This is a genomic window from Niveispirillum fermenti (assembly GCF_052474395.1).
The window spans coordinates 345,413-370,359 of the sequence record NZ_CP156679.1; the positions used below are offsets into that span (position 1 = coordinate 345,413).

A 24,947-nucleotide genomic window follows, 5' to 3' on the forward strand; every position below is an offset into this window, starting at 1 on the left:
ACAATAAGTGAACACGGGAGTTCATCATGGGAAAGCGTAAAGGGAAACATTCCATCCTGGCGTCGCTGCTGCTGACGACAGTCCTGCTGCCGCCGGTGCCGGCTGTGACGGCATCGGAAATACAGCTTGAGGAGATCGTCGTGACCGCCCGCAAGCGGGAGGAGCGCCTGCAGGAGGTGCCGGAATCGGTTACCGTCTTCTCCGCCGCGCAGATCGAGCAGGCCGGCATCGAGAGCGTGCGCGACTTCGTCGACATGACGCCCAACCTGATCATCCGGGAGACGTTCCGCAGCAACGAGACCTTCCTGACCATGCGGGGCCTTGCCGGTGCCCAGGGCGCCCTGCCGCCGGTCAGCATCATTGTCGATGGCGTGCAGTTAGGGTCGAACGACTTCCTGACCCAGGACCTGATTGATGTGGCCCAGATCGAGGTGCTGAAGGGGCCGCAGGGGGCGTTGTACGGCCAGGGTGCCATCGCGGGCGCCATCAATATCACCACGAAGAGGCCCACCAACGAGACGGAGGGCCAGGTGAAGGCAAGCTATGGCCGGGGCAACACCTACCGCCTGTCGGGTGTCGTATCGGGTCCCATCGTGGAAGACAGGCTTTTCGTGCGGGCCAGCGCCTACCATCGCAGTACGGACGGCCTGATCCATAATGCGCGCGGCGACCGGATCGACTTCAGCGATCAAACGTCGGGCCGCCTGCAATTCGTTTATCAGGGGGAGAAGCTGCGCGCACAGATGCGCGGCGCCTGGACGGAGGGTGATGGCAGTTGCTGCATCCAGGACATCGCACCGCGCGACGCAGCGGGCAATTTTGCAGGTATCGACGATATCGTGGACGGCCTGGCAACCAGCAATATCATCGGACGCGACAGTACCCGGTTCCGGGATGCGTCACTACGGCTCGACTATGACATGGGGGCTGTCAGCCTGATCTCTGTCAGCGGTTTCGCGGACGTGGAGCAATGGATCTTCGCCGACGCCGATTATTCCGCTGCCCCGCTGCGGGTTCAGGATATCACCTTCGCCACCAAGGTGATGAACCAGGAACTGCGCCTGGCATCGAATGGCAAGGGAGTGTTCAACTGGATCGTCGGCGGTTTCTACCAGGACAAGCAGGAGAACCAGGCGATCCAGGTGGGGGCGGAGATCCCCGGCGGCATCAATCCCAACCTGCTGAACCAGTTGAACCGCATCAACAGTGAAAGCTGGGCCCTGTTCGGACAGGGGGAATATGAGGTGACGGAGGAACTGACGCTGCTGGCGGCCCTGCGCTATGACCGCGACAAGCAGGATTCGCGCGACCGCCGCGCCCCGGCGGCCAGCTTCAAACAGGCGACCTTCAAGAAATTGCAGCCCAAATTGCAGGTCTCCTACAAATGGTCGCCCGATGTGATGACCTATGTCACCTATTCGGAGGGTTTCCGCACCGGCGGCTTCACCCAGAACACCAAGTTCGACAACGAGACCACGCGCAATTACGAGGTGGGGTTCAAGACCACGCTGATGGACGGGCTGATGACGCTGAACGGGTCGGTCTTCCATATCGACTATTCCAACCAGCTCCTGTCCTTTGTGATCTTCTCCGCCACGGAATCCCGCCGCGGTGTCCTGAACATCAAGAGTACGGATATCGACGGGTTCGAGTTGGAACTGAACGCAAGGTTGACCGATGCGCTGTCGGTCAATGCCGGTATCGGTGTCACCGACAGCACGGTTGCCGCCATCGACACCACGGAACTGGGGGCCGCCACCGCCGTGGGCAAGAAATCGCCCACCGTGCCGCCCTTCACCTTCAACGCATCAGCCACCTACACACAACCCCTGACGGCGGATATGGACCTGATCGCTTTCGGTTCCTACCAGCGGCGCGGCGCCTTCTATTTCGACCTCAACAACACAATGCGCACCGGTACGAAAAGCTTCATCGACGCCCGGCTGTCGGTGGATGCGTCCGACTGGGCCGTGGCGCTGGTCGGCAAGAACCTGACCGACAGCCGGCATGCGACCAACCTGTCCATCACCGGATCCGATCTGCGCTTTCCCAACCAGCCGCGCAGCTATGGCGTGGAGGCGACGTTCCGGTTCTAGTTCCATAAAGACAAGCGGGTGAAGGGAGTACTCCATGGCCGGCATCGGCTCACGCCAGGAATATGCAAACGGTCCTGTGCCGGAAAGCGTCGCCATTGTCCACGGTTGGCGCATTGCCCTGATCAAGATCGGCGTCATCATCGCCCTGCCGGCTTTTGTGATGGGGGCAGAGATTGGAACGGCGCAGGGGCTGGGGCGGTCCGCCCTGGTCTTTGCCGCCGGGGCCGCCATCCTGACCGTGCTGGGCATGGCCACGGGCAGCATGGCGGCCCGGACCCGCCTGTCGACGGCGCAGATCATCCGGCTGGCCTTCGGGCGCGATGGAGGGCGGGTGGTCAGCTTCGTTCTGGCGCTGACGCTGCTGGGCTGGTTCGGGGTGACGGCGCAGATTTTTGGGGAAAGCCTGGCCGGCATCGGCCGGCAGATGGGGATCGGCCTGGGTCCCACGCCCTATATCCTGATCGGCGGGTCGCTGATGATCACCACGACGCTGTTCGGCTTCGCGGGGCTTCAGCGCCTGTCCAATCTGGTCATGCCGCTGGTTGGGCTGGTGTTGCTGGCCATGGCCTTCCTGGGCTGGCGCATGGCGGAGCCGGGTGTGCTTCTGGCCACGCCTGCCGACCCGCCGACGCTGGGTATTGGCATCTCCGCCGTCGTGGGGGCGATGGTGGTGGGTGCGACGATCTTTCCCGACATCACGCGGTTTGCCCGCGATGCGGGACAGGCGCGGATTGCCGCCCTGCTGAGCTATGGCATGATGCCCCTGGTGCTGGTCCTGGCGGCCGTTCCCGCCATCGCCACGGGACATCGTGATCTGGTGGCGCTGATGGTGGCGTTGGGTCTGGGTGTGCCGGCGTTGCTGTTCCTGGTCGTCAAGGCCTGGATGACCAATGCCGGCAATCTCTATTCCTCCTCCCTGGGCCTGTCGGCGGCGCTGGGTCGGGTCCGCCACCATTGGGTCGTCGGGGCGGCCGGTGCCATCGGCGTCACGCTGGCGGCCCTGGGCGTCAGTTCGCACCTGATCCCGCTGATGCTGGCGGTCGGCATCGCCATCCCGCCAGTGGCCGCCATCTATCTGACCGACTATTTCACTGTCAGCGGCCGGCGGTATGTGCCGGAAATGATGGCGGCGCGGCCGCGCCTGTCGGTCGCCGCCTTCCTGTCCTGGGGCCTTGCCGTGGCCGTGGGGGCCGGTGCGTCGGCGGGCTGGTACCGGTTGACGGGCATTCCGGCCATCGACGCCATGCTGGCCGCTGGCCTTTTCCACCTGTTGCTGTCCCGGCTGTGGTTCGCCCGCCGGGCGCCGATTGCGATCCCGGAGCAGACATCATGACCCACCATGTCCGGCTGATCACGCCGCACATCACCCCGCGCCCGCACAAACGCCAGGAATTCGGCGACCTGCTGGCACCCCTGCGTTTCAGCCATGTGAACATCGCGGACGGCCCGCCCTCGATCGAAAGCCTGCATGACGAGGTGATGTGTTCACCCGGCGTCGTCGCCAGCGCCCGCCAGGCAGAGGCGGACGGTGTGGACGCGATCATCATCGATTGCGTCGGCGATCCCGGTCTGCATGGCGCGCGTGAGGCCGTGTCCATCCCCGTCATCGGGCCGGGAGAGGCGGGCATGCACCTGGCCGCCACCCTGGGTCACCGGTTCGGCGTGGTCACCATATCCGACCGCGTTCGCCCCCTGCTGGAACGCAACGCCCTTCTTTATGGATTGCGTGCCAAGCTGGCCAGCGTCCAGGCCGTGGAGATCGGCGTGCTCGATATCGATCATAGCGGCGATACGCTGCTGCCCCGCCTGCTGGACGGGGCCGTGCAGGCCATCGAGCGGGACCGGGCCGATGCCATCCTGCTGGGCTGCACCGGCTTCCTGGGCCTGTCGGACAAGCTGTCCGCCGCCCTGGCCGCGCGCGGCACGCCTGTTCCCGTCATCAGCCCGCTGCAGGCGGCCTTGATGGCGGCCGTGACCTGCCTGTCGCTGGGCCTGTCTCACAGCCGCCGGGCCTTTCCGCCGCCGCCGCGCCGCTGATCTTTCAGACATTCCCTCACAAGGCCGACATCATGTCCCTCGACCTGTCCATCGACGATCTTGAAGACCTTGCCCGTGGAGCCGCCTTCCTGGGCACCGGCGGCGGCGGTGATCCGCATATCGGCCGGCTGGTGGCCGGGGAAGCCTTCGCCCGCCACGGGGCGCCGCGCATCCTGGCCCCGGCGGACCTGCCCGACGATGCGCTGGTCTGTTCCATCGCCGGTTTCGGCGCCCCTACCGTGCAGGTTGAAAAACTGATCCGCGGGGATGAGGTGATGGCCGCCCTGGACCGGCTGGAAGCGCATCTGGGCCGGCGGATCGACGCCCTGCTGCCGGCGGAGATCGGCGGCGGCAATTCGCTGTTGCCACTGGCGGCGGGCGCCATGCGGGGCCTGCCCGTGATCGACGGTGACGGCATGGGCCGCGCCTTCCCCGAATTGCAGATGAACAGCTTCAGCCTGCACGGCATCCGCGCCACGCCGCTGGTGGTGATCGATGAATACCATAACAGCGCCGTCATCAACGCCGTAACCGACAAGGTGGCGGAGGACATGACGCGGGCGCTGGCCATCCAGATGGGGTTGCGTGTCTTCATCGCCTGTTTCCCCATGGATGGCGCGCGCATGAAGGCGGCGGTCGTGCCGGGTACCCTGTCGGCGGCGCTGGCCGTGGGCCGGGCCATCCGCCAGGGTCGGCGCGGCGGTGATCCCGTCGGATCGCTGGTGGACTGCCTGCGTACCCTCCCGCCTTATGGCGGTGGGGCCATCCTGTTCGACGGCAAGATCACCGATCTGGAGCGTCGGACGGCGGATGGCTTCGCCTCAGGCCTGGCGCGGGTGGCGGCCCTGGATGGGGCGGGTGAAGCCGAAGTGCTGTTCCAGAACGAAAACCTTGTGGCGCGCATTGGCGACCGCGTCCTGGCCATCGTGCCCGACCTGATCTGCATCGTCGATCGTGACACGGGCGAACCGATACCGACCCAAAGCCTGCGTTACGGCCAGCGGATCAGGATCGTGGCTGTCCCGGCCCCCCCCCAGCTTCGTTCCGACGCCGCGCTGCGGGTGATGGGGCCGGTGGCCTTCGGGTTGGACCACCCCTATCTGCCCATGCGGGGGTGAATGCTTCCGTGCAGGGGCGGCGCTGCCCCGCTGTCGCTCAAAGCCCGGCGCAGGCGGCATCGGCCCATCGCATGAAGCTGTCGGTGTAGCTGCGGTAGACCGCGACCTCGTAGCAGTGCCCGTCCGTTATGTTGCGGATGATCACATCCACATGCCCGATCATGGTGACGCCAACCGCACCGGCCGGAAAGGCCACGCCGTCCAGATCGATATAGGCGCCACGCTGGAGCAGGGTCCGTGCATCCGGCCCCTCCACCCGGAACAGGCGGTAGGCGCCGGTCTGGTCAGACACGCTGGCCAGTCCGGTGAGCCGGTCCCCCAGGTCGCCGCATCCGTCGGAGCCGTCATCATGTCCGACTGCCAGCCAGCTTCCCGGTCCGGTTCCCATCATGATGAAGCGTTCCGCCGCCACCCAGGTCGGCCCGAGGGGCATGTCGATGCCAATCGCTCCGCCAATGGCGGCCGTGGTTGCGCCGCGGCGCGCCAGGATGGAGGCCACGGACAGGTCCGGCCGTTCCGTAATCCGAACAGTATCAACCACGGACGCGCGCTCCTTCGGGATCGTAGAAAACCGGATCACAGATTTCCGCCTCCACGGCGGTTCCGCGCAACAGGTCATGGGCAACGATAAGCTCACCATGGCGGCCCCGCCCGCCGGACAGCAGGGCCAGAGCGATGGGATGGCCCAGCGTCGGTGAATAGGCGACGGAGGTGACATAGCCCTCGTCATGCGCCGCGACCGGCGCCTGGCCCGGCCGGACCAGATGCGCGCCCGCCGTGAACAACTGGCGCCGGTCACGTGGCTTCAGCCCGACCAGCACCGGGCGGTTTGGATCGACAAGGGCGGGGCGTCCGGCAAGGGTGCGGCCGATGAAATCCTTCTTGCTCGATACCATCCGGCCCATGCCCAGATCGGCGGCGGTGGTCTGGCCGTTCAGTTCCGGTCCCGCCACATGGCCCTTCTCGATCCGCATGACGCCCAGCGCCTCGGTGCCATAGGGCGTGATGCCAAGGCTGGCGCCAAGATCGAACAGGCGGCGGATCAGCCGGTCGCCCGCACGGGCCGGCACGCAGAGTTCGTAGGCAAGCTCACCGGAGAAGGACAGACGGAACAGCCGTGCCGGCCCTCCCTCCCACGTCAGTTCCATGGCGGCCATGGGCGGGAAGGCGGCGTTGGACAGGTCGATCCCCGGCAATGCCGCCGCGACCAGCGTGCGCGAGGCGGGACCGGCGATGGAGAAGGCGGCCCAGCGTTCGGTCACCGATACCGCCTGCACGTCCAGTTCCGGCCACAGGACCTGACGGGCGTGGTCGATATGCTGCATGACCCGGCCGGCATTGACCGTCGTCGTCGTCAGATAGTAGCGATCGGCCGCAAAGCGGGTGGTCGTGCCATCGTCGAAGACGAACCCATCCTCGCGCAACATGATGCCATAGCGGGCGCGCCCCACCGCCAGGGTGGAGAATGTGCCGGTATATAGCCGGTCCAGCAGGGTGCCCGCGTCCGGCCCATGGATGTCGATCTTGCCGAGCGTCGAGACATCGCAGACGCCGACCCCGGACCGGGTCAGCCGTACCTCCCGGTCGACCGCATCGCGCCAGGGTTCGTCCTGATGATGCGGGAACCATTGCGCGCGCTTCCACAGGGCGGCGTCGGTGAACACGGCACCGCGCGCAGCCGCCCAGCCGTGACTGGGGGTGAGGCGTTCTGGCCGGAAGTCGCGGCCGCGGTGATGGCCCGCCAGCGCGCCGATGGCCACCGGCTGCCAGGGGGGCCGTGACAGGATCGTGCCGGTCTGCGTCAGCGTCCTGCCGGTCGCCCTGGCCAGAAGCACGTGGCCGTTGACGCCGCTGGTCTTGCCCTGGTCCGTCGCCATGCCCAGCGTGGTGTAGCGCTTCAGATGCTCGACGGAGGTGAAGCCTTCCTGAACGGCCAGATCGATATCCCGGTCGGTGACATCGTTCTGGAAATCGACGAAGGCCTTGCCGCGCCTCTCTGCGACATGCCACAGCGCGCGGCCGCTGGCCGGATCGTCGCTGGTCGTCAGGTCCGGTTCGGCAATGCCGGGACGGCCCAGCGCCTGGGCGATCTGTGCGCCGCGTGACCAGCCGTCGCGGATGGCGTCGCCCAGTGGGAACTTGCCGTTGGCGGCACCGGCGATATGAAGGCCCGGCGGGGTCTGCGTCAGCAGGAATGTCTCCTGCACGTCCGACCAGACCGGGCGTGTGCCCAGGTTGGACCCAAGCCCGATGGCCGGGTTCCATCCACCCGCCATGGCCAGAAGGTCGGCACGGAGTTGATGGCGCTTTCCATCGGCATAAAGATCGACGGAATGCAGCGGCGCACCATGGGTGTCGGCCACCCGTGCCCCGATATGGACGGGAACCCCGCGGGGCAGGAGTGCCCGGACCGCCGCTGGCACATCGTCGCGGGCATCGGCCAGGGCGGCCACCTCTGCCCCGGCGGCGATCAGGTCGGCGGCCGTGCGCCAGCCGCTGTCGCCCGTGGTGAACACCACCGCGCGCTTGCCCGGAACGGCTGCGAAGCGGTTGATATAGGTGGAGACGGCTGAGGCCAGCATGACCCCCGGCCGGTCATTGCCACCGAAGACCAGGGGCCGTTCGATGGCGCCCGATGCCAGCACGGCCTCCCGCGCGACGATCTTCCACAGCCGCTGACGCGGGCGGGCCGGTGTCGTTGGCGGCAGATGGTCGGTCAGCCGCTCCACCGCCACATATTCGCGTCCGTCACAGGCGGCGACGATGGTCGTGCGGACCAGCCGCCGCACATTGGGCATCGATGCCAGTTCGTCGGCCACCTGCGTCGCCCAGGCATCGCCGGGCAGGCCGGCGACGACATGCCGCTCTGACAGAAGGCGGCCGCCGAACCGGAAATCCTCCCCGGCCAGGATCACGCGCAGGCCTGCCCGTCCGGCGGCCAGGGCAGCGGCCAGCCCGGCCGGCCCGCCCCCGATGACCAGCAGGTCGCAGAACCCATGCGCCCGGTCATAATGGTCCGGGTCGGGATGGGGGGAAAGGTGGCCGAGGCCCGCCGCCCGGCGGATCAGCGGCTCATATACCTTCTCCCAGAAGGAAGCCGGCCACATGAAGGTCTTGTAGTAGAAGCCGGCCACCAGCATCGGCGCGATGGCCTGGTTCACCGCCAGCAGATCGAACCGCAGGTTCGGCCAGCGGTTCTGGCTGATGGCCGTCAGCCCGTCGAACAGCTCGACAAGCGTGGCGCGGGTATTGGGTTCGGCATGGGCCCCCTCCCGCAGGGTCACCAGCGCGTTGGGTTCCTCCGACCCTGCCGACAGAATCCCCCGCGGCCGGTGATATTTGAAGGATCGTCCCACCAGCCTGACGCCATTGGCGATCAGGGCGGAGGCCAGGGTATCCCCGGCCAGCCCCTGATAGGTGCGGCCATCGAAGCGGAAGGTGAGGGGATTGGACCGGTCGATCTGCCCCCCTGTTGCCAGCCGGCTCATCGCGCACCCTCCGTCGCAAGGGTGACGGACATGATCTCGTGCGAGACGGTGTCGCGCCGGACGGTCAGCCATTGGCGGCAGCCATGCAGGTGGTACCAATGCTCATCGATCGGCCCCGCGATATTCTCCCGCAGATAGACATAATCGACGAAGGCGCCGGCATCGGGTGTGGCCGGCCGTGTTGGTGCAGCGTCGCCCCGATAGATGAATTCGCCAATGTCACGCGAGCCGCAATAAGGGCAATGGATACGCATTTTTCAGCAGCGCCTCAGTGGAGATTGGGTTGGGCGCCTTCGCCCTTTTCGTTGATCAGCGCCCCGGTGGCGAACCGGTCCAGGCGGTAGGCCGACGCCAGGTCATGCGCCGCGCCGGTCGCCAGCAGATGGGCGAAGCACCAGCCGCTGGCGGGCGTGGCCTTGAACCCGCCATAGCACCAGCCGGCATTCAGGAACAGACCGTCCACGGGCGTTGCGTCGATGATGGGCGAGCCATCCATGGACATGTCCATGATGCCGCCCCAACTGCGCAGCACGCGCGCCCGGCCCAGCATCGGCATCATCGCCATGCCGCTTTCGCAGACATCCTCCACGGTCGGCATCTGACCGCGCTGGGCATAGCTGTTATAGCCGTCCAGATTGCCGCCGAACACCAGGCCGCCCTTGTCGGACTGGCTGACATAGAAATGGCCGGCGCCATAGGTGATGACGCCGGGAATGGCCGGCTTCAGTCCTTCGGAAACGAATGCCTGCAGGACGTGGCTCTCGATGGGCAGCTTCAGGCCGGCCAGGGCCGCGACGCGCGAGGTGCTGCCCGCCACGGCCAGGCCGATCCGCCCGGCACCGATCCGCCCGCGCGTGGTTTCCAGGGCAATGGCGGCGCCCGCCGCATCACGCTCGATCCCCACCACCTCGCATCCCTGGATGATGTCGACCCCCAGCGCGGAGGCGGCCCTGGCATAGCCCCAGGCGACGGCATCATGCCGCACCGTTCCGCCGCGCGGTTGCAGCAGACCGCCCATGATCGGAAAACGCGCATTGTCGAAATCCAGGAACGGTGCCATCCGGCGGACCCGGTCGCGATCCAGCAATTCTGCATCGACGCCATGGAAGCGCATCGCATTGCCGCGACGCACGGCGGCGTCGCGCTGCGCATCATTATGGTAGAGGTTCAGGATGCCGCGCTGGCTGACCATCGCGTTATAGTTCAGGTCCTGTTCCAGCCCTTCCCAGAGCTTCATCGACCATTCATAGAACGGGATATTGCCGTCCATGAGGTAGTTGGAACGGATGATGGTCGTATTGCGGCCGACATTGCCGCCGCCGATCCAGCCTTTTTCCAGCACCGCCACACGGGCGACGCCGTGGTTCCTTGCCAGATAATAGGCCGTCGCCAGACCATGCCCGCCGCCGCCGACCACAACGATGTCATAATGGGGTTGAGGGGGCCGGTCCGCCCAGGCCGGCTTCCAGCCGCGATGTCCGCGAAGCGATTGCGCAATCAAAGTCGCCCAGGAATAGCGCATATCCTTCCTCTCCCGGTCCGTATGCTTTAGACCCATCTTGATGGTATTTGAGCGGCGATGATGCACAGCGGCGACAAAATCGGGTCCAGAAGCGACACCCCCGGCATGGGCGTTCGACCGGTCCGCGTGGGATTCCTTCTTATCGAGGGGTTCGCCCTCATGTCCTATGCGGCGGTGATCGAGCCGTTCCGCGCGGCGAACCGCCTGTCCGGGCGTGAACTTTACGAATGGCGGCACTATTCGGTGGATGGCGAGCCGGCCCGGCCATCAACCGGGGTGACCATGCAGGTTGATGGCATGATCGACGGCAATGCCGATGTCGACATGATGTTCGTGTTCGCCGGCGGTAATCCCGCTTTGTTCGACAATCGCACGACCTTCGCCGCCCTTCGGCGGCTGAGCACACGCGGCATCGTCATTGGCGGTGTGTCCGGCGGGGCCTTCCTGCTGGCGCGGGCGGAACTGCTGGAGGGTTATCGCTGCACGATCCATTGGGAACACGAGCCGGCTTTCATCGAAACCTTCCCCGACCTTGAGGTCGAACGCGGTCTTTTTGTCATCGACCGGCGGCGGATCACCTGTGCCGGCGGCACCGCCGGGCTCGATCTCGTGGCGGAACTGATCGCCAGCACCCACGGCCCCGACCTCGCCCAGCTTGTCAGCGACTGGTATCTGCGGACCCACAAGCGGCCGGCAGAAGGCGCACAAAGGGCGGCTGTCAGCCAGCGCTACCGGGTATCGCATCCGGGCCTTGTCGCGACGCTGGAAGCCATGGAGGCCAATAAGGAGACGCCGCTGGAGCGTGAGGCCCTGGCATTTACCGCCGGTGTTTCGGTCCGCCAGCTGGAACGGCTGTTCAGGACGCAGATGCGCACCACGATCCGTGAACATTACCTGAGGATCAGGCTCGATGAATCGATGCGGCTGCTGCGGGAGACGGACCTGTCGACCGTCATGGTCGCGGTCACCTGTGGTTTTTCAAGCTCAAGCCATTTTTCGCGCAGCTTTCGCCAGCGCTTCGCCATGTCCCCGGGGCAGGCGCGGGCATCCTCCCACTCCCCATAGGTGCGGCTTTTTCAGGAGGCGTGGCGGGCCGGTGCTATCCACCATGTCGCCTGTGGACCCATTTTTGTCGCAATGAGACATTTCCCCGCCTCGCTTGGCCTTATCCTCACATCACCGGCTCATGCTGATCATTACGCGCGGATCTCAACCGCGGCGGCAGGCGAGCCAAAAATCTCAGGGATGGTCATGGGAGACTTGGATATGGCGCGAAGCGGCAAATGTTCATACTGGTCGCGTGGTCACCTGCTTGCCGGAGCGGCCATGGTTCTTGCCCTGCCGGCCGGGGTTCAGGCTCAGGCCACTACTGCCGCCGTGGGCGCAGAGCCGGTGATCCTGGAGGAAATCATCGTCACGGCGCAAAAGCGCATGGAGCGGCTGATCGAGGTTCCCCTGGCGATCACGGCCGTCACTGGTGCGGAAATCGAACGACGTGGCGTGGCGAGCCTGCGGGAGCTGCAATATGCCGTGCCCGGCCTGTCGCTGGTGGAGACGGCGCCGGGCCAGGAACGCCTGCAGATCCGTGGTGTGTCGGCCACCAACGGCCTGCCCACCGTCGGCCAGTATCTGGATGAGATGCCGACCAGCATCGATGACAATACCCAGAGCGTCGGCCTGCGCCTGATCGACATGGAACGTGTCGAGGTGCTGCGCGGACCGCAAGGAACGCTCTATGGTGAAGGGTCCATGGGCGGCACCATCCGCTATCTGACGGCCAATCCCGACCTGCGGGATTTCGGCGGGCGCCTGGAAGGCCAGTTGGGCCGGGTGACCGATGGCGGCACCGCCGGGCGCGTGAGCGGTGTCGTCAATCTGCCTTTGGTGAAAGATCGCGTGGGCCTGCGCGTGGTGGCCGGGTATGAGGATACGGGCGGCTGGATCGACAGCACGGTGACGGGCAAGAAGGACGTCAATGCCGCCAGAATCTTCACGATCCGCGGCAAGCTGCTGGCCGAGGTGACGGAGAACCTGCAGGCATCCATCATGGTCCTGCATCAGGACCAGAAGCAGGATTACCAGAATTACGGGACCGGCCGGCAGACATCCGCTCCCTTGGCGGCATACAACAATCCGAACTACGATCTGGTCAACGCCGTCCTGCGATGGGACCTGGGCTGGGGCTCTCTGCTGAACAGCTTCGGTTACCAGAAGGCGGAGAACAGCACGATGACGGATCTTTCGTCCGTTTATGTGCCGTTGCTGCCGGTGTTCGGATATCCGGCGGGGACCATCACCAGCGTAGGGCTGGGCTCGGATTCAAGCACGGAGATTTTCTCCAATGAGATCCGGCTGGCATCGGCCCCCGGCATCGTGGAATGGACGGTTGGGCTCTATGGCCGTCGCCTTGACCGCGAAGGTGTCTCCAGGACGGTCACCGCACCCGGCACCATGGCCTTCGACCTGATCTCTGCCGTGGCGACCAGCAAGTCAGAGGCGGGGGCGGTGTTCGGCGAACTGGCATGGAATGTTTCCGACCAGCTCACCGTGACCGGCGGGCTCCGCTATTTCTATGAAAAGCGCACGCTCACGGCGGTGTCGGCCAGCTTCGGTAACCCGGCCATCAACGAGAACAGCGGCGATTTCTCCTCCGTCAATCCGCGGGTGAATGTCAGCTACAAGTTTTCGCCGGACGGGCTGGTCTATGCCAGCGTTGCGAAGGGCTTCCGCAGCGGTGGTTTCAACTCCGCGGCGACGGGCGGTCCGGCCGACTATGATCCTGAGAAGCTGTGGACCTATGAGGTCGGCACCCGGCATCAGTTGCTGGACAACCGCCTGATCGTCGATGCCGCGGCCTATTACAATGACTGGCAGGGCGTGCAGAGCTCGTTCTTCCCCGTCGGTGCCGCCATCGGATACATCACGAATGGCGGCAAGGTGCAGGGCTATGGCATCGACGCATCCCTCACCGCCCGCCCCGTCAGCGGCCTGACGGTCAGCGCCACCTATGGCTGGAACGATCTTTCCTATAAGACCGCTTCCGCCGAACATGCGGTTGGCGATCCGGTGGATTATGCCGTGCAGGAAAGCTGGTCGGGCTATATCGACTACCGCTGGCCCCTGTCGGAGAGCCTGGACGGCTTTGCGCGCCTGGATTATCAGCATGCCGGGCGTTCCGCGATCATCAACCGCGGGTCCAATGTGAATGTCCGGATTGGTGCCCGCGACCTGTTGAACGCGCGGATCGGCGTGGATTTCGGCAATTTCGAACTGTCCCTGTTCGCCGACAACCTGACCGATGTCAGCAGGCCGGTCATTCCCGGTCCCTATGGTGTGATCCTGCAGGACGTGGAGCAGACGCCCCGTATCATCGGCGTGAATTTCAAGACCGGGTTCTAAGGGGCGTCGCACGGCCAGGATAGCGGATGAAACCGGATGGGCAATCGGGTTGGCTGCGGATCATGGTATGTGCGCGCTCAAACCTGCGGGATAGACGGGTTCAGGAACAAGCCAATGCATCGAACTATGCCCCCGGCAGTCACGGACATCCGTGCATCGCTTTGTCTGGCGGTGATGGTCGCCGTGATGCTGTATGCCACGATCGATCGCCAGGTATTCGGGCTGGTCGCCGCCGAGATGAGTGTCTCACTCGATCTCAGCAACACCCAGCTCGGCCTTATCCAGGGCATCGGCTTCGCCCTGTTCACGTTTCTGGGCGCCTATCCCATCGCCTGGTTTGCCGACCGGTTCGACAAACGATGGGTGCTGGCGCTCTGTGTTGTCAGTTGGGCGCTGGGCACGGCCGCATGCGGCTTTGCGTCGGGGTTTGTCTCCCTGTTCGCCGCCTCTGCGGCCGTGGCGGCGGCGGAGGCCGGTATTGCGCCCATCTTCATGTCGCTTCTGCCGGAACTGTTCCGTGGACAGGCGCGCGTCACGGCGACGATGATCTATTACATCGCTGTATCGTTGAGCATGGCGTCCGGTCTCTTCCTGGTCGGTGCCATGATCTCCGGCCTCAATGCGATGGGCCCGGCCCTGTCGGCCTTTGCGGAGCTTGAGAACTGGCGCTGGGCCTTCATTGCTGCCGCCATTCCGTTTCCCCTCTTCATGGCGATGCTTTTCGTCCTTCCGAAGGGGCGGGTGGAAAGCAGGGCGGGGGGGCAGCCGGCAGCACCGGTGGCACCCATCATTCCGTTCCTGAAAAGCAATATGCGGTCGGTGCTTTTCGTCTTTATCGGCATGACCTTCTTCGCCCTGGGTGTCACCGGCATCCTGGCCTGGACGCCGGTCTCGCTGACCCGCATTTTCGGGTTGGGTCCGGCGGAAGTGGGCATGGTGCTGGGGGCGGTCATCGCGGCAGCCAGCGTGGTTGGCGTCGTGGCCGGCAATTTCGTTCTGCGGTATCTGCAGAAGCGGCTTGGCTATCGCGCGGCACCGCGCATCATCTGGGTCACGCTGGCCATCTCGGTTCCGTTCATTTGCTTCATCCCGTTTGTGACCGCACCCTGGCAGGTCTATGTCATCGTCAGCATACAGATCATCGCATCGACGATTGCCGGTGCGTCCAGCGTCAGCCTGTTGCAGGAACTGGCCCCGGCCCCGGTCCGGGCGCGCATCATGGCGATCCGGGCGATGACCAACGGGCCGGCGGTCGGCCTGGGCGTCGCCGGTGCTGCATTCTTCGGCGACTTGATCGATGCGGGGCCGCATAGTCTGTTCTGGGGTGGCCTGGCCATCAGCCTGCCAGCCTGGGTGATCTGCATCATCATGCTCCGCCTTGCGGAAAAGCCGTTCCAGGCGACGGCACGGGCGAACAGCGGCTTGCAACACCCCCTTGACCGCACGCCGGAGACCGCCGGCGCGACCACGGCGCGATGATCGGACCCGGTACGATAGGGGAGGGAAAAAACGATGAGCGAAGATGCGAAGAAGGCGCCGGTGCATGACTGGGCGCGGCCCGGGGCCCGCTGCGCCATGTCCATCGAGCCGGCCATCGCCATGCCGGCCGCCGCCTTCGGCTGGGATTATGAAGTCCAGGTGGCATTGCCGGCCAGCTATCACGCCATGCCGGACAAGCATTATCCCGTCCTGTGGGTGACGGACGGGCCGTTCCTGCTTCACCTGACCGTGGGCCTGCTCAATACCCTGGTGATCGGTGGGCTGGCGCCAGAGATGATCGTCGTGGGCATCGGGTGTTCCGCCGATGCCGGGGTGGCGGAATTCGGCCGCCGCCGCGCCATCGATTTTGCACCGCCCGGGCGGAACATCCTGTTCGACGGGCCGGGCGGGGATTATTTTCGCAAGCTCGGCGTGCCGGAGGACGGGCAGCAGCAGAAGGCCGACGATCTTCTTGCCTTCCTGGTCGACGAGGTACGGCCGGACCTGGCGCGCACCTATCGCATGAGCGCGGATCATGGCCTGCTGGGCCATTCCGGCGGCGGCATGTTCGCAAACTATGCCCTGTTCGCCAGGCCCGGCGCCTTCGGCCGCTATATCATCGGCAGCCCGTCCAGCAACGCGGTGGACCGTTCGGCCTTCCGGCTGGAAACCGACTATGCCGCGGCCCATGCGGACCTGAAGGCCCATGTGTTTTTCGGCGCCGGGGAGCGGGAGATCGGCCAGATCAGTCTGGCTGCCTGGGGCATCGTCAGCGCACCGGTCCTGATGGCTGAGACGCTGCTGCTGCGCCAATATCCGTCGCTCAAGCTCACCACACGGATTTTCCCTGGCAAGGATCACAGCTCCGTCATCGCGGACATCATCGGCGAAGGCATCCGCGCGGTGTGGGCCGATGCGCTGGATGGCGGGAAGGGCGGGGGTGCCTGATATGGCCGGCATGGATGCCAGGGCTTCGCTGACGGCCGAAGCGCGCCCCGAACAGGTGGTCTTCGGCGGCGGTACGGTCCGCCATGTCGATCCGTTCCGCTGGCTGGAAAGTGATAAGGACGGCGATGTCATGGGCTGGCAGACGGCGCAGGACCAGATGGCCCGCGCCCATCTTTCCGGTCTGCCGACCTATCAACAATTCCTGGCCCGGCTTCTTTCGATGGGTGATGCGGATGACATGATGCTGCCGACCTTTGCCGGCGGCCACTATATCCGCCGCTTCGTGCCCGCTGACCAGGACCTGATGGTCGTCGAACTGTCGGATACGCCGACGGGACCGGGCCGGCGTGTCGTCGATCTGAACCTGCTGCGTGCCGGTGAGCCGTTGCAGATGGCGGGATACGCGCTGTCGCACAGCGGCCGGATGGCGATCGTCGCCTATACCGCTGGGGGCCGGGAGAAGCCTGTCGTCCAACTGGTGGAGGTGGAAACGGGCAGGATCCTGTCTCAGGGCCTGCCCAGCGAGCGGATGAGCAATTTCGTCTGGTTGCCCGACGATAGCGGGTTTTTCTATGTCAGCATGGACCCGGCCGACATCGCGGCCAACAGGACGCTGTTCCGGGTCATGATCGGCCGACCGGCCGAAGCCGTCCACGAGAGGGTCGAGCCCAGCCATTTCTATGTGCGGCCGGTGGTTGCGGCCGATGGGCGCCATGTGCTGCTGTTCGCCAACCATCTGGCCCCCCGCCCGGAATTCATCCTGGATACGCAAGGGGACGGGGTCTGGAAGCCGTTCCTGAGGGATGTTGAAGGCATCTTCCGGGGCGATATCGTTGGCGACCGGTTCTTCACCATCATCGATGACGGTGCATCCGGCGGCCGGCTGGTGTCGATCCCGCTGGCATGCCCGGCCCAGACAGAGACCTGGCAGGAAATCATCCCGCCATCGGATGCCGTGCTGGCCAATGTGTTGGCGGTGGGCGACCGGGCCGTCGTCCTTGATTTCGTCGACACCTATTCACGGCTGCGCGTCTACCACCGGTCGGGGGTGCTGGAAGGGGAGATTGAATTGCCCGGCCGGGGTCTGGTGAACCGCACGGGCAGCTTCTTCTCCTTCTTCAACGTCACCAATACCATTGCACGCGGCCGGGGTGACCAGATCGACTTCCTGTTTTCCACGCCCGCGACCTCGCCCGCCTATTGCACGGCCGATGTGAAGACCCGTGCCTTGACCCGCGTCACGGAACCGGAATGGACGCTGGATGCGCAGGTGCTGGACTGCACGGCCGTGAGCGCCGATGGCGCGGAGATCGTCTATCATATCGTGGCGCGTCGCGACCTTGACCTGTCGCGGCCGCAGCCGACCATCATTACCGGCTATGGCGGCTATAATGTCGCCGTGCTTCCCGGCTGGTTCGGAAGCCGCTGGGCGGCGTGGGTGGAGGCGGGCGGCGTGCTGGTCCTGGGGCATCTGCGCGGCGGGGGGGAGTTCGGCAGTCGCTGGTGGCACCAGGGACGCCTGGCGTCCAAACAGAACACGTTCAACGACCTGTATGCCATTGCCGAAGACCTGATTGCGCGGGGCATCACCACGTCCCGGCACCTTGGGGTGACCGGCGGATCGAATGGCGGCGTGATGGCGGCCGTGGCGGCCGTGCAGCGGCCCGACCTGTTCCGTGCCATCTCGCCGGAGGCGCCCGTCACCGACCTGCTGGGCCGGGTGCGGGACCCGTTCACCATGGCGGCGACGCTGGATTATGGCGATCCGTCCGACCCCGCGATGGCAGACATTCTCATGCGCTGGTCACCCTATCAGAATGTCCGGGACGGCACTGCCTATCCGGCCATGCTGATCGATTGCGGGGCCAACGATCCGCGCTGCCCGCCCTGGCACGGTCGCAAGCTGGCGGCCCGCCTGCAGCAGGCGGGGGGCGGCACGCTGCCCATCCTGCTGCGGGTGCATGCCGATGCGGGGCACGGCACCGTGGGCAAGGACAGCCAGACGCGCCAGTCGGCGGAAGTCCTGGCTTTCTTCGCCGAATATCTGGGGCTCACCCCTTAAACGCATACCGGCATGCGGCTCGGCCGGAAGATATCCCAAGGAGAGGCAAGTGATGTTCGATCATGACGAAATCGCACAGCTTACGCAGGCGGCCGTGTTCGGGCGCAAGCAGAAGGCGTCGGGACGCGACGGGGTCGTGGTCACCTCGCACCCCATCGTCTCGCGCGTGGCGCTGAATGTCCTGCGTGACGGCGGCAATGCCGTTGATGCCGCCCTTGCCGCCTCGCTGGCGCAGACGGTTGTCGAACCGCACATGACCACGGCCTTCGGCGTGCTCAGCATGATGCATTACGACAAGGCGACCGGCGCCACTCAATATATAAACGGGTCGATGAACGCACCGCTGGCCGGCCTGCCGGGCTTCTCCGCGGCGGATGTGCCGACAGGGCGCAGCGTGGCGGTTCCCGGCTTCTGGGCGGCGTGGGAGGCATCGCGCCTGCGCTATGGCAGCAAGTCGCGCGAAGCCCTGGCCGCACCCGCCATCGAACTGGCCCATAAGGGCTTTCCGATCTACCCGTTCCTCTACGGCATGATGTTCGAAAAGATGGACAAGATCGGCCTGTCGGAGGAAGGCCGCAGCATCTATTTCCGCGACAACAGCCTGCGCGGCCCTGGCGAGCCGCTGGTCAACCACGCGCTGGGCGAGACGCTGGAGCGGATGGCGACGGACGGCGTCGATTATTTCTACCGTTCCGCCTTCACCCAGAAGGTGGTCGACACCGTCAAGCGTGCCGGCGGCGTGCTGACCATGGAGGATTTCGACCGTTACGAGGTTCGCTGGATGGACCCGGCCTGGGGCCGTTATCGCGATTATAAGATCGCCGGTTCTCCCCCGCCTGACAATGGCGGGACCCACATCATCGAAATCCTTAATCTTGTCGAGCGCATCCCGCTGAAGGAGTGGGGCCTGCCGAACGAGAGCGCCGATACCATGTATTGGCTGGCCCGCTTCTGTCTGGAAGTGTTCGCCGATGGCGCCGCCCAGGGCGATCCCAACAGCTGGCCGCTGCCGCTGGAAACCATCCTGTCCAAGGATTACGCGGCCATGCGCTTCGAGCTGATGCGGATGCGCGAGCCCAAGCGGGTGGACCCCGCCCGCGTACCCTATCCGGGGTCGAACCACCTGACCGTTGTGGATCGTGACGGCAATATTGCCACGGTCCTCCATTCCGTCATGTCCAGCGCCTGGTCGAACGGGCTGATCGTGGACGGTATGAACCTGTGGGCCGGCGGTGTGCATTTCTTCCGCACCATGCCGAAGCCGGGGGATCGCGGCACCTGCTATGTCGCCCCGCACATCATCTTTGACGCGGATGGAAAGCCGGTGCTGGCCGCCGGGTCGCCCAGTGTCGGCCTGATCCCGAATTGCGTGACCAACGCGCTCAACATTCTGGATTTCGGGATGGATATCGAGAGTTCGGTCCACCGGCCGCGCATCGGCGGCCCGACCTATGGTCCGGACAGCCTTTCACCCGATGCCTTCACGCTGGAGGTGGATTGCGGCACGCCGGAAATCCATGCCGGCGTGCGGGCACGCGGGCTTCGGATGGAACTGGTCAATCCCTGGAACTACCATAATGGCAGCTATGAGGGCGTGCATATCGCTGCCGACGGGACGGCCAGCGCCTGCGCCGACCCGCGCCGAACCGGTGTTGCCGACGCGGTCTGACCACCACCTCCTTCCCGACCATCGCCCGCTCGCACGAAGCCGGCCGCTACCCAAGGAAACCGCGATGAGCGCTTCCACCACCCTGGCCGATCTGGCCGCACGCTTCTGGACCTTCCAGTGCCAGGAGTTCCCGATCACCGCCATCGCCGCCGGTGTCGCCACCGGCGCGAACCAGCTGCTGCACGAGGCGCCTGCCGATTTTGAGCGGCGGGCCGCCTGGGCCCGGGCGGCGCTGGCCGAGCTTGCCAGCATCGATCCGGCGCCGCTGAGCGTTCAGGACCGGGCCACGCACCGGCTGCTCGACCATGAGTTCCGGTCCCTGGTGGAGATGGTGGATGCTGGTGCCCATCTGCGGCCCACGCTGTATCCGCTGGGGCCGGAATTCACGCTGATCTATTGGGCCAACTCCACCGCGCTGGCGACGGCCGATGATGCACGGCGCTACCTTCAGCGTCTGGCGACGACCGCGGCCTCCTTCGCGACGGTGCAGGAAAGCCTGTCGAGGGGCGTTGCCGCCGGTATGGCCCATCCCCGTCTCGTCGTTGAACGGGCCATCGCACAGATCCGTGGCCAGATGTCGATGCCCGTGCAGGAGAATGCCTTTTACGGTCCGCTGGCACGGGCCGCGGGCCGGGGGCGGGCGATGGCGGCCCTGGCCGAGGAAGGACGCAAGCTGGTCGAGACGGTGGTGGTGCCCGCCTTCCTGGCCTATGCCCGTTATCTTGAACGCACGATATTGCCGCCCGCCCGCGACAGCCTTGCCTGTAGTGATGATGTCGATGGCCAGCGTCACTACACCTATCATATCGGCCAGTATACGACGCTCGACCTGCCGCCCGCCGACATCCATGCCATCGGCCTGAAGGAGGTCGGGCGCATCAAGGGGGAAATGCTGGCTGTTGCCGGGGCCGCCGGCTTCCCCGATGACCTTGAAGGCTTCCGCCAGCATCTGCAAACCGACAAGCAGCAGTTCGCCGCCAGTGCCGAGGCATTGCGTGAGCAGATCGAAATCCTGTCCAAGCGCATCGACGCTCGCATACCCGAGTATTTCGGCCGTATCCCGCGCATCACCTATGGCATCAACTCTATTCCGGTGGCCGTGGCCGACAAGATGCCGCCGGCCTATGCGCAGCCCAATCCCGCCGATGGCAGTGCGGCCGGCATCCACTGGATCACCTCGCTGCCGGGCAAATGCCCGCGCTATATGCATCTGCCACTGGCCTTGCATGAGGCCTGGCCAGGGCATCTGATGCATCTGGCTCTGATCCAGGAAATGGACCAGCTTCCCGACTTCCGCCGGTTCGGTGCCCTGAAATATGCCGCCTGCCTGGAAGGCTGGGCGCTCTATTGCGAGGCGCTGGGCGAGGATATGGGCTTCTACGACACGCCGGAGAAGCGGTATGGACGCCTGGAAATGGAGATGTGGCGCGCCCTGCGCCTGGTGCTGGATACCGGCATCCACGCCCAGGGCTGGGGCCGGGATCAGGCGATCGCCTATTTCCGTCAGAACATGGCCATGCCGCTGGAAACGCTGACTGCGGAGGTCGACCGCTATATCGGCATGCCGGGGCAGGCGCTGGCCTATCAGCTTGGCAATCTGAAGTTCCGCGAACTGCGCGCCCGTGCCGAGGCGGCCTTGGGAGAGGGGTTCCGCATCCGCGATTTCCACGACACACTGATGGCGGCCGGGGCGGTGACGCTGCCCGTGCTTGAAATGTTGATTGACGACTGGATCGCCGGCAGCACAATGGCCGCCGCATCCTGACGGGAGATGAAGTGCGATGACGACCGACAGCCCCATCGGAGAGGCCGGGCGCCCGTGGGGGGAGCGGGAGCGCGACCAGTGGCGGTCCCGGCAATCCCGGCGCCGCTTCTATGACAAGGACATCGTCACGCGGATCGATGCCCTGGGGGACCGTTTCGAGCGGACCGTCTATGGGCAGGTACGATATGCCGGCGACGCCTATACGCTCTACGCACTGCGCAGCCGTGTGATGCGTCCGGGGCTGCCGGCGGTCCTGGTGACCGGGGGGGTGCATGGTTATGAAACCAGCGGCGTCCTCGGCGCGCTGGCCTTCCTCGATCAGGCTGCCGGGGCCTATGCCGGCAGGGTCAATCTGCTGGTCGCCCCCTGTGTCAGCCCCTGGGCCTATGAGCGGATCCACCGCTGGAATCATGATGCCGTGGATCCAAACCGCAATTTCCGGCCGGGCGGGCCGGTTGAGGCGACGGCGCTGATGGATCTCACGCAATCCTTTGCCAATGATTACCTCCTGCATATCGACCTGCATGAGACCACGGACACCGACCGGACCGAGTTCGGCCCCGCCTTGAGCGCCCGTGACGGTAAGGTCTTCGTGGAGGAGGAGACGCCGGACGGTTTCTATCTGGTGGCTGACAGCGAGGATCGGCAGCTTGATTTCCAGAAAGCCATCATTGCCGAGGTCGAGAAGGTAACCCATATCGCGCCGCCGGATGCGCAGGGTGAAATCATCGGATCGCCCGTCATCGCCCATGGCATCATCGAATATCCGGTTGCGCAACTGGGGCTTTGCCCCTCCATCACGAATGCGCGTTTCAAGACGACGACGGAGGTTTATCCCGACAGCTCGCGCACGACCCCGGACATCTGCATCCGGGCGCAGGTGGCGGCCGTGCGGGCGGCGCTTGATTTCGCCTTGGCCCATTCAGGGGGAAAGGCCGGCTGATTGCCGATCCCTTTCCCCTCGTCCCCGTGCCCCCAGTCTGACACTGTCCCGCAGCGCCGGCCCCTCGGGAGGAGCCCTTGCAGACGCCCCGCCGTTTCCTGCCGTCCCTGCCGCTCCTGTCCGCCTTCGAGGCGGCGGCGCGGACAGGCAGCATCACGGCCGCCGCCCGTGAACTCTGCCTGACGCAGAGTGCCGTCAGCCGCCAGATCAAGGCGCTGGAGGAACAGCTTGAGGTCGAACTGTTCCATCGCGAACGCCAGACCATTCACCTGACCGTGGCGGGCGACGGCTATGCGCGGGAAATAAGAGAGGCGTTGCGCCGGATCAGCACCGCCTCGCTCAATCTCCGTGCCAACCCGTCGGGCGGGACGTTGAACCTGGCGGTCCTGCCCACCTTCGGCACGCGCTGGCTGGCCCCACGGCTTCCTTCCTTCATGGCAGCCCATCCGGGCATCACCATCAATCTGGTGACCCGGCCCGGCCGGTTTGAATTCCGACTGGAAGCCATCGATGCCGCCATCCATTTCGGCCCGGCGGAATGGCCCGGTGCCGAACTGGCCATGCTGATGCCGGAGACGGTGATTCCCGCCTGTTCCCCTTCCCTGAAGGAACGGTTTGCGTTCGATCTGGTCGCCGACATCCGCAAGGCACCGCTGCTCCATCTGACCAGCCGGCCCGATGCCTGGGAGCAATGGCTGCGGGCCAACGGTGTCGATGCCCATGGCGTCCATGGCATGCTGATCGACCAGTTCGCCACGGCCGCCCAGGCCGCGGTGGCGGGATTGGGCGTGGCCCTGCTGCCCGACCTGCTGATCGGTGAGGAACTGCGATCGGGCCAACTGGTCCCCGCGTTGGACCGGCCGATGCGCAGCACGGAATGTTATCACCTCGTCTGGCCCACTGACCGTGCGAGCCATCCCCGGCTGGCGGCGTTCCGGGAGTGGATACTGGCGGAGACATCGGCGGCGCGGGCGGGGGCCTGACCGCCCTTTTCACCAGCGCATGGATGCGGCATGCACGATCTGGGCTCCGGCCTCGAAGAAGGCTTCCCGTGCCCGGCCCAGGCGCGGCCGGGTGACCGGCGACACGGGCAGCGGCAATTCCCCATCCTGCAGGGTGCCCTGCATCAGGGCCGCCGCCAGCCTGCCGAAAACAGTTCCGGGCGCGATGCCCCGGCCATTATAGCCGCTGAAGCTGATCACATTGTCGGCGAAGCGGTGGAAACGTGGCAGATTGTCGCCCGTCATGCCGATCTGGCCATACCATTCCGCCGCGAACGTGACCGGGCCGATCTGGGGGAACAGCCGGCGCAGGGCACGGTGCGCCCAGGCCCGGTGGATGGCGGTGCCGGTGCCGCGCAGCGCGCCGACGCTGCCGAACACCATCCGCCCGGCCCGGTCCATGCGGAAGGAACTCAACACATCGCGCGTGTCCCAGGCCCCTTCGCGGCCGGGCAGGATGGTCTCGCGGATGTCCGGGGGCAGGGGCGGGGTCGCGACATTGAAATAGGGCAGGTGGACCTGTTCGGTCCGCACCTGCGACCAGGGGCCGCTGGCATAGGCGTCCGTTGCCACGATCACCCGGTCCGCCGTCAAGGTCCCGTGACCGGTGGACAGACGCCATTTTCCGCCCTGCGCCTGTGCATCCCTGACCGCGCTGCCGGTGAATATCCGGGCGCCGGCGGCCAGGGCGGCGCGGGTCAGGCCACGGGCATAGGCCAGCGGCTGGATCGTGCCGGCGCGGGCATCCAGCAGGGCGCCGGCATAGGCGGATGATCCCGTCCGCGCCCGCGTCTCCGCCGCGTCCAGCAGCCGGACGGGGGCACCGCGCAGCACCCATTGCGCCTGACGCCGCGCGATCTCCGCCAGACCGCCGCGCCCGACCGCGCAATGCAGCGTGCCGCTTCGTTCAGCCTCGCACTCGATGCCCAGCCGATCCACCAGGGCGAACACCTCCCGCGGGCCGTCGCCCAGCAGGTTCAGCAGCCGCTCCCCCCGCACCGGCCCCAGGACGTCGCACAGATGGTCGGGCATGACCCACATGCCGGCATTGACCAGCCCGACATTGCGGCCCGCCCCGCCGAACCCGGGTTCCACCGCTTCCAGAACGGTGACCGCAACCCCGGCTTCGGCCAGATGCAGCGCCGCCGACAGGCCGGTATAGCCGCCGCCGATGACGGCCACATCGGTCCGTGCATCCCCGTGCAAGGGTGTGCAGGCGACGGGCGCCGGCGCAGTCTTTTCCCAAAGGCCATGGGAGCGGTCATTTCCCAACATCTGTTGTTCCACGTCCGGAAATCGGTGAGTCCCGGATAAGCGATGGCGGATGGGTATGATCCTGCATAGCGATGATTGCTCCAAACATCATTCCCCCATGGAATGAAATGCGGGGGGGAGGGGCCGTCGCGCTGTGTGCAGGTCA

Annotated in this window: 18 protein-coding genes; 13 read left to right on the forward strand and 5 right to left on the reverse strand. The window is 65.7% G+C overall.

Annotated features, from left to right (window positions below):
- The first annotated feature begins 26 nt into the window (after nt 1-26).
- The 4 genes from ABC728_RS05925 to ABC728_RS05940 are packed head-to-tail and all read left to right on the forward strand — an operon-like array spanning nt 27 to nt 5,251.
- The gene (locus tag ABC728_RS05925; RefSeq protein WP_416619183.1) at nt 27-2,096 is read left to right on the forward strand and encodes a TonB-dependent receptor; all 2,070 of its coding nucleotides are present in this window, start codon (nt 27-29) and stop codon (nt 2,094-2,096) included.
- Nucleotides 2,097-2,130: 34 nt separating this feature from the next.
- On the forward strand, nt 2,131-3,429 hold the full coding sequence (locus ABC728_RS05930; RefSeq protein ID WP_416619182.1) for a cytosine permease: 1,299 nt from the start codon (nt 2,131-2,133) through the stop codon (nt 3,427-3,429).
- Entirely contained in the window at nt 3,426-4,133 is a 708-nt protein-coding gene (locus ABC728_RS05935; protein WP_416619181.1) for an aspartate/glutamate racemase family protein, read from the forward strand. Before ABC728_RS05930 ends, ABC728_RS05935 begins: the two co-directional genes overlap by 4 nt.
- A gap of 32 nt (nt 4,134-4,165) precedes the next feature.
- Nucleotides 4,166-5,251, forward strand: coding sequence for a DUF917 domain-containing protein (locus tag ABC728_RS05940; RefSeq protein ID WP_416619180.1), 1,086 nt, complete (start codon nt 4,166-4,168; stop codon nt 5,249-5,251).
- A 37-nt stretch (nt 5,252-5,288) separates the two neighbouring features.
- Here ABC728_RS05940 and ABC728_RS05945 read toward each other — a convergent pair whose 3' ends face one another.
- From ABC728_RS05945 to ABC728_RS05960, 4 genes are read right to left on the reverse strand one after another with little or no spacing between them, the layout of a single operon-like run.
- The gene (locus ABC728_RS05945; protein ID WP_416619179.1) at nt 5,289-5,792 is read right to left on the reverse strand and encodes a sarcosine oxidase subunit gamma; all 504 of its coding nucleotides are present in this window, start codon (nt 5,790-5,792) and stop codon (nt 5,289-5,291) included.
- Nucleotides 5,785-8,739 (reverse strand): sarcosine oxidase subunit alpha family protein, encoded by a 2,955-nt coding sequence (locus ABC728_RS05950; protein ID WP_416619178.1) that lies wholly within the window; start codon nt 8,737-8,739, stop codon nt 5,785-5,787. Before ABC728_RS05950 ends, ABC728_RS05945 begins: the two co-directional genes overlap by 8 nt.
- Nucleotides 8,736-8,993, reverse strand: coding sequence for a sarcosine oxidase subunit delta (locus ABC728_RS05955; protein WP_416619177.1), 258 nt, complete (start codon nt 8,991-8,993; stop codon nt 8,736-8,738). The genes ABC728_RS05950 and ABC728_RS05955 overlap by 4 nt, the downstream gene beginning before the upstream one ends.
- 14 nt (nt 8,994-9,007) lie before the next feature.
- Complete coding sequence (locus ABC728_RS05960) at nt 9,008-10,261, reverse strand: sarcosine oxidase subunit beta family protein (protein ID WP_416619176.1); 1,254 nt, start codon at nt 10,259-10,261, stop codon at nt 9,008-9,010.
- A 159-nt stretch (nt 10,262-10,420) separates the two neighbouring features.
- Here ABC728_RS05960 and ABC728_RS05965 point away from each other — a divergent pair, with 159 nt between their 5' ends.
- From ABC728_RS05965 to ABC728_RS06005, 9 genes are all read left to right on the forward strand, one after another.
- Nucleotides 10,421-11,326, forward strand: coding sequence for a GlxA family transcriptional regulator (locus ABC728_RS05965; protein ID WP_445376377.1), 906 nt, complete (start codon nt 10,421-10,423; stop codon nt 11,324-11,326).
- Nucleotides 11,327-11,587: 261 nt separating this feature from the next.
- On the forward strand, nt 11,588-13,660 hold the full coding sequence (locus ABC728_RS05970) for a TonB-dependent receptor (RefSeq protein ID WP_416619174.1): 2,073 nt from the start codon (nt 11,588-11,590) through the stop codon (nt 13,658-13,660).
- A 114-nt stretch (nt 13,661-13,774) separates the two neighbouring features.
- A complete protein-coding gene (locus ABC728_RS05975; RefSeq protein WP_416619173.1) occupies nt 13,775-15,139 on the forward strand; it encodes an MFS transporter in 1,365 nt (454 codons plus the stop codon).
- A gap of 33 nt (nt 15,140-15,172) precedes the next feature.
- The gene (locus ABC728_RS05980; protein WP_416619172.1) at nt 15,173-16,087 is read left to right on the forward strand and encodes an alpha/beta hydrolase; all 915 of its coding nucleotides are present in this window, start codon (nt 15,173-15,175) and stop codon (nt 16,085-16,087) included.
- A gap of 1 nt (nt 16,088) precedes the next feature.
- On the forward strand, nt 16,089-18,149 hold the full coding sequence (locus tag ABC728_RS05985) for a prolyl oligopeptidase family serine peptidase (RefSeq protein WP_445376415.1): 2,061 nt from the start codon (nt 16,089-16,091) through the stop codon (nt 18,147-18,149).
- A gap of 52 nt (nt 18,150-18,201) precedes the next feature.
- On the forward strand, nt 18,202-19,818 hold the full coding sequence (locus tag ABC728_RS05990; protein ID WP_416619171.1) for a gamma-glutamyltransferase family protein: 1,617 nt from the start codon (nt 18,202-18,204) through the stop codon (nt 19,816-19,818).
- 64 nt (nt 19,819-19,882) lie between these two features.
- Complete coding sequence (locus ABC728_RS05995; protein ID WP_416619170.1) at nt 19,883-21,583, forward strand: DUF885 domain-containing protein; 1,701 nt, start codon at nt 19,883-19,885, stop codon at nt 21,581-21,583.
- Nucleotides 21,584-21,599: 16 nt separating this feature from the next.
- Nucleotides 21,600-22,526, forward strand: coding sequence for a M14 family metallopeptidase (locus ABC728_RS06000; RefSeq protein ID WP_416619169.1), 927 nt, complete (start codon nt 21,600-21,602; stop codon nt 22,524-22,526).
- A 77-nt stretch (nt 22,527-22,603) separates the two neighbouring features.
- Nucleotides 22,604-23,509 (forward strand): LysR substrate-binding domain-containing protein, encoded by a 906-nt coding sequence (locus ABC728_RS06005; protein WP_416619168.1) that lies wholly within the window; start codon nt 22,604-22,606, stop codon nt 23,507-23,509.
- A 9-nt stretch (nt 23,510-23,518) separates the two neighbouring features.
- Here the strand turns inward: ABC728_RS06005 and ABC728_RS06010 are convergent, their stop codons facing one another.
- Nucleotides 23,519-24,802, reverse strand: coding sequence for an NAD(P)/FAD-dependent oxidoreductase (locus ABC728_RS06010; protein WP_416619167.1), 1,284 nt, complete (start codon nt 24,800-24,802; stop codon nt 23,519-23,521).
- Between the last annotated feature and the right edge of the window lie 145 nt (nt 24,803-24,947).

Excerpts from the sequence above, each read along its gene's own strand:
- ABC728_RS05925 (WP_416619183.1), top strand. The coding sequence starts at position 27 with ATGGGAAAGCGTAAAGGGAAACATTCCATCCTGGCGTCGCTGCTGCTG.
- ABC728_RS05930 (WP_416619182.1), top strand. The coding sequence starts at position 2,131 with ATGGCCGGCATCGGCTCACGCCAGGAATATGCAAACGGTCCTGTGCCG.
- ABC728_RS05935 (WP_416619181.1), top strand. The coding sequence starts at position 3,426 with ATGACCCACCATGTCCGGCTGATCACGCCGCACATCACCCCGCGCCCG.
- ABC728_RS05940 (WP_416619180.1), top strand. The coding sequence starts at position 4,166 with ATGTCCCTCGACCTGTCCATCGACGATCTTGAAGACCTTGCCCGTGGA.
- ABC728_RS05950 (WP_416619178.1), bottom strand. The coding sequence starts at position 8,739 with ATGAGCCGGCTGGCAACAGGGGGGCAGATCGACCGGTCCAATCCCCTC.
- ABC728_RS05955 (WP_416619177.1), bottom strand. The coding sequence starts at position 8,993 with ATGCGTATCCATTGCCCTTATTGCGGCTCGCGTGACATTGGCGAATTC.
- ABC728_RS05960 (WP_416619176.1), bottom strand. The coding sequence starts at position 10,261 with ATGCGCTATTCCTGGGCGACTTTGATTGCGCAATCGCTTCGCGGACAT.
- ABC728_RS05965 (WP_445376377.1), top strand. The coding sequence starts at position 10,421 with ATGTCCTATGCGGCGGTGATCGAGCCGTTCCGCGCGGCGAACCGCCTG.
- ABC728_RS05970 (WP_416619174.1), top strand. The coding sequence starts at position 11,588 with ATGGTTCTTGCCCTGCCGGCCGGGGTTCAGGCTCAGGCCACTACTGCC.
- ABC728_RS05975 (WP_416619173.1), top strand. The coding sequence starts at position 13,775 with ATGCATCGAACTATGCCCCCGGCAGTCACGGACATCCGTGCATCGCTT.
- ABC728_RS05980 (WP_416619172.1), top strand. The coding sequence starts at position 15,173 with ATGAGCGAAGATGCGAAGAAGGCGCCGGTGCATGACTGGGCGCGGCCC.
- ABC728_RS05985 (WP_445376415.1), top strand. The coding sequence starts at position 16,089 with ATGGCCGGCATGGATGCCAGGGCTTCGCTGACGGCCGAAGCGCGCCCC.
- ABC728_RS05990 (WP_416619171.1), top strand. The coding sequence starts at position 18,202 with ATGTTCGATCATGACGAAATCGCACAGCTTACGCAGGCGGCCGTGTTC.
- ABC728_RS05995 (WP_416619170.1), top strand. The coding sequence starts at position 19,883 with ATGAGCGCTTCCACCACCCTGGCCGATCTGGCCGCACGCTTCTGGACC.
- ABC728_RS06000 (WP_416619169.1), top strand. The coding sequence starts at position 21,600 with ATGACGACCGACAGCCCCATCGGAGAGGCCGGGCGCCCGTGGGGGGAG.
- ABC728_RS06010 (WP_416619167.1), bottom strand. The coding sequence starts at position 24,802 with ATGTTGGGAAATGACCGCTCCCATGGCCTTTGGGAAAAGACTGCGCCG.